The following is a 3,772-nucleotide window of genomic DNA, read 5'->3' as shown; positions in this document are numbered from 1 at the left end:
TAGTGAGTAATATCAATACCGCCATTCGTTTCATATCAGTGGTTTTATTGTATTCGAATCCTAATCCATAACGCCGACTTTTCATGTCTCTGAAACCTTCTTCGATTTGCATTCTAAGCTGATAAATTTTTACAGCTCTTTTCGCTAATTTTCTATCTGGCGATAATGAGGTTGTTAGGAGCCAAGGATCTTTCGCTGTTTTACTGTAAAGAAGTGGACCCTAGATCTTGGACAGTCGCTTAATTGATCTCACTGTACTATTTTTAATAGCACTGAGGAGAAAATCATGCGACGAAAGAGAAGAAACTTCCAGCCGGGATTTAAAGCCAAAGTAGCCATTGAAGCCATCAAGGAAGAGAAAACACTCGCGGAGCTGGCCGAAAAATACGACCTTCACCCTAACCAAATTAGCGATTGGAAGAAACAATTACTGGAACATGCGGATAGTGTGTTTCGCAGTACGCAAGACGAAAAGCGTTACACCGATGGTCGGATCAAAGATATGGAAGCTAAGATAGGACAGCAAGCGTTAGAAATTGATTTTTTATCGAAAGTGCTCGGCCGTTAGACCGGGCACAACTACGAGAAACGATTCAAATGCCACATGAGCTATCCAAAACACGGCGCTGCCAGATGTTGGGCATTGCACGTTCAACCGCTTATTACCAGCCACAACCGATTTCTGAGGATGATTTAGAGGTCATGCGTTTATTGGATGAGCTAGAATCAATAGGGTCAGAGTGTTTGATTTTGAGGTGAGTAAAGCCTAATCTTTATTCACTTCAAATTATTATCAAGGATACTCATGGCCCGATTACCTCGCCTTTACATGGATGGCTGCGCTCATCACATCATTCAAAGAGGAAACAACCGGCAAGCGTGCTTTTTCGAAGAAGCCGATTATAAGGTTTATTTGGACTTGCTGAGAAAAGCGAGTAATAAATAGAATCAATAGGGTCAGAGTGTTTGAATTCGAAGTGAATAGAAGTTAATTTTTATTCACTTCAAATTTTTATCAAGGTGAAAGCATTACTGCTTACGGTTGGACGCAAGTTTCCGGCCCAGCAGTAAGCTTAACCAATGCCAACACCGTCAGTGCAAGTTTCAACGCGCCTGATGTGGGCGAGGCAACGCAACTGGTTTTCCAAGTTTTGGTAACGGCCAGTAACAATGAAACCGATACCGCAACAGTTACGGTTATGGTTAACGATACCAGTGGTAACTTACCACCGGTTGCTAATGCCGGTAACGATCAAACCGTCAACGAAGGCGATACCGTGATTTTGGATGCGCGAGCGTCTAACGATCCTGATGGCAATTCACTCAGCATGAGTTGGCGTATTGTCAGTGGCGGTAATGTCTCTTTGCAGCAAGGGCCAGAGCAAGGCACGCTACAATTTGTTGCGCCTAATGTGGCGATGGATACGAACTACGTTTTCCGAGTAACCGTTACCGATGCCGACGGTGCGAGTAGTAGTGATGAAGTAACGATTACCGTACAAAACACCGATGTACCACCACCGGCAGGCAGTTGCGAGCTGGATTTCGATGGCAACGGCATTGTGGAAAACAAAGATTTCCACTCCAATAATTACGAAGGCATTTACTACGCGGTGTACATTTATCTGAACTATCCGGATTATTACAGCAGTTACTTCCCGAATACGCCGCCAGAAAAAATCGACTGGAATGGCGATGGCAACATCACCATGGAAGAAGTGTATACCGGTACGATTAGTGAAGACACCTTACACACTTATCAAACGCAGCATTATTTTTATATGAACGATAAAAATGCTTACGCCAACTATTACCCCGATTCTGGCTGCGCGCTGTAATTTGATAAGGAGATGACCATGAATTTAATAAAAGTATTTAAGAACACATTAGCCGCATTAACCCTCGCCACCTTTATTCATACCGACCATCTTGGTTCGCCGGTATTGGCCACTAAAGAAGATGGCAGCGTGAAATGGCGCGAAGACTATCAACCTTTTGGTAAACAGCTGACCAATGAAGACACCGACAACAATGTCGGCTTTACCGGTCATCGTGAGGATAAAGGGCTTGGCCTCACTTACATGCAGGCACGTTGGTATCACCCGGAAGCTGGTCGGTTTATGGGGTTGGATCCGGTTTTGTATACCGAGAAAAATCAGGTAATGTCATTCCATAGGTATATGTATGCCAATAATAATCCGTATAAATACACAGATCCTGACGGTGAGTTTATTTGGATGGCTGTTGGTGCAGCAATAGGAGCGGGTTTAAACTTAGGAGCTCAATTATATAGTAATGGTGGAAATTGGGATAATGTTGACTGGTCTCATGTTGTTGTTGCGGGTGCTGCCGGAGCAGTAGGAGTCGGGCTAGGGGGAGCAATTGCAGGGACAGTTGCTGAAGCAGGATTAGCTGGAGCTGCTGCACTAAGTGCAAATGTTGCAGGAAATACTGTAGCGGGGGCTTTAGTAGGTGGGAGTGCTAGTTTTATAAATGCGTCCATTGATCGTGTGCAAGGACAGGATGTTAGCAATGTTAGTTGGGAGTCTATTGGAAATGATTCAAAACTTGGTGCGATCACTGGTGGTGTCGCTACAGTTTTAGGCTCAAGTGTTTCTTCTGCTTTGACTAAGACAAGTGGAAAAACCTTTGGAAAACCTGGTGAGCTAAATGGTGTTGGAAGAACAATTTCTGAAGTCGCTACTGATGGAGTAGGAAGTTCTTCGGATGTTATAAATTTAGCAAATGAGAAAAATGGAAATAAATAATGAGGTTTAAATATATGAAAAATTTTTTTATTGAGATATTAAAGGTGATCTTTCATATGCTTTCATTTTCTATCATGTTTTCAATTGGGTCTGTTCTTGTAGTGGTTTTAATAGGTTTTCTTGATATTGTATTTGGCATTTTTAACGGTAGGTTTCGACTTGAAGATATGGCTTATATTTGCGCTATTGTATTCATAGTAGTTTTTGTTTCGTCACTTTTAATTGATATAAAATCGTATTATATAGATAAAAAAATATGTAAAAATGAGTTTTTAAGCTTTAGAGATTTCGCTTTGCTTACCGCTAAAGATAAAAAAGAATTGTATGAAAAATACAATAATACATTATAGTTTATTGGTTAAATCAATAGGGTCACCCATTAGCCAGCCGGCGTCAAGGGCGTGTACAAAACCCTGCTAAATCGATAGCCAATAAATTATAACTGAGCTATCAAGTTAGTTAACGCGCCCGTAATCTCTTTACTTTGGTTTGCGTTGATTTAACGCACCAGTCACCCATCTGGTTTAATCCCAGAAAATTCTCAGTTCCGAACCTGGGTCGCTTGGTTCATTCAGAATCTGTAGCTTACTCAAAGAGCATCCAACCCGTTACAGACTCACAAGTTCGGGCGTTAAAAACTTTAATAGCGGTGATGTCGACGTCTAATCAGAGTCTTTAGGCTTAATACCAACCCCTAAATCGAGCTCAACCGACATCACACAACCTAAAACGCACGTTGCTGTAGCGTGCTTTTTTGTCATCGTAGTTTTTTCCAAATTAGCGGCCGTAGGATTTTGAAGTTTTACGATCGCTTTTTCGCTTTCTCATCGTAGCATATTTTTAATTTATCAAACTCTCATCGTAGTATTTCCCAAACGCCGTTGTAAAAATTATTACACTGCTATCGTAATTTTAAAAATCACTGAAGTAATGAAGTTTTTTACGACGGTTTTGGGAATTTGAATGTGATAACAGGAGTGGCGTAATTTACGCCACTTGTTGCT

3 protein-coding genes and 1 pseudogene are annotated in these 3,772 nt (G+C 41.4%); all 4 read left to right on the top strand.

Annotated features, from left to right (window positions below; translation table 11 throughout):
• Nucleotides 1-286 precede the first annotated feature (286 nt).
• Nucleotides 287-431 (top strand): annotated as a pseudogene (locus ACTUJY_RS20975) (transposase); the annotation flags it as partial.
• Between the two features lie 597 nt (nucleotides 432-1,028).
• Nucleotides 1,029-1,838: a PKD domain-containing protein gene (locus ACTUJY_RS20970; RefSeq protein ID WP_463618086.1), complete on the top strand. Its 810-nt coding sequence runs from the start codon at nucleotides 1,029-1,031 to the stop codon at nucleotides 1,836-1,838.
• 18 nt (nucleotides 1,839-1,856) lie between these two features.
• Complete coding sequence (locus tag ACTUJY_RS20965; RefSeq protein ID WP_463618085.1) at nucleotides 1,857-2,768, top strand: RHS repeat-associated core domain-containing protein; 912 nt, start codon at nucleotides 1,857-1,859, stop codon at nucleotides 2,766-2,768.
• 14 nt (nucleotides 2,769-2,782) lie between these two features.
• Entirely contained in the window at nucleotides 2,783-3,118 is a 336-nt protein-coding gene (locus tag ACTUJY_RS20960; RefSeq protein ID WP_463618084.1) for a hypothetical protein, read from the top strand.
• Nucleotides 3,119-3,772: the final 654 nt, after the last annotated feature.

Source organism: Pleionea sp. WD8-19, assembly GCF_055326765.1.
The sequence above is the reverse complement of the archived record's forward strand: the minus strand, read 5'-3'. Positions and strand labels throughout refer to the sequence as shown.

What these genes read in the sequence shown, in the direction of transcription:
- ACTUJY_RS20965 (WP_463618085.1), top strand. Translation starts at nt 1,857, where the DNA reads ATGAATTTAATAAAAGTATTTAAGAACACATTAGCCGCATTAACCCTC.
- ACTUJY_RS20960 (WP_463618084.1), top strand. Translation starts at nt 2,783, where the DNA reads ATGAAAAATTTTTTTATTGAGATATTAAAGGTGATCTTTCATATGCTT.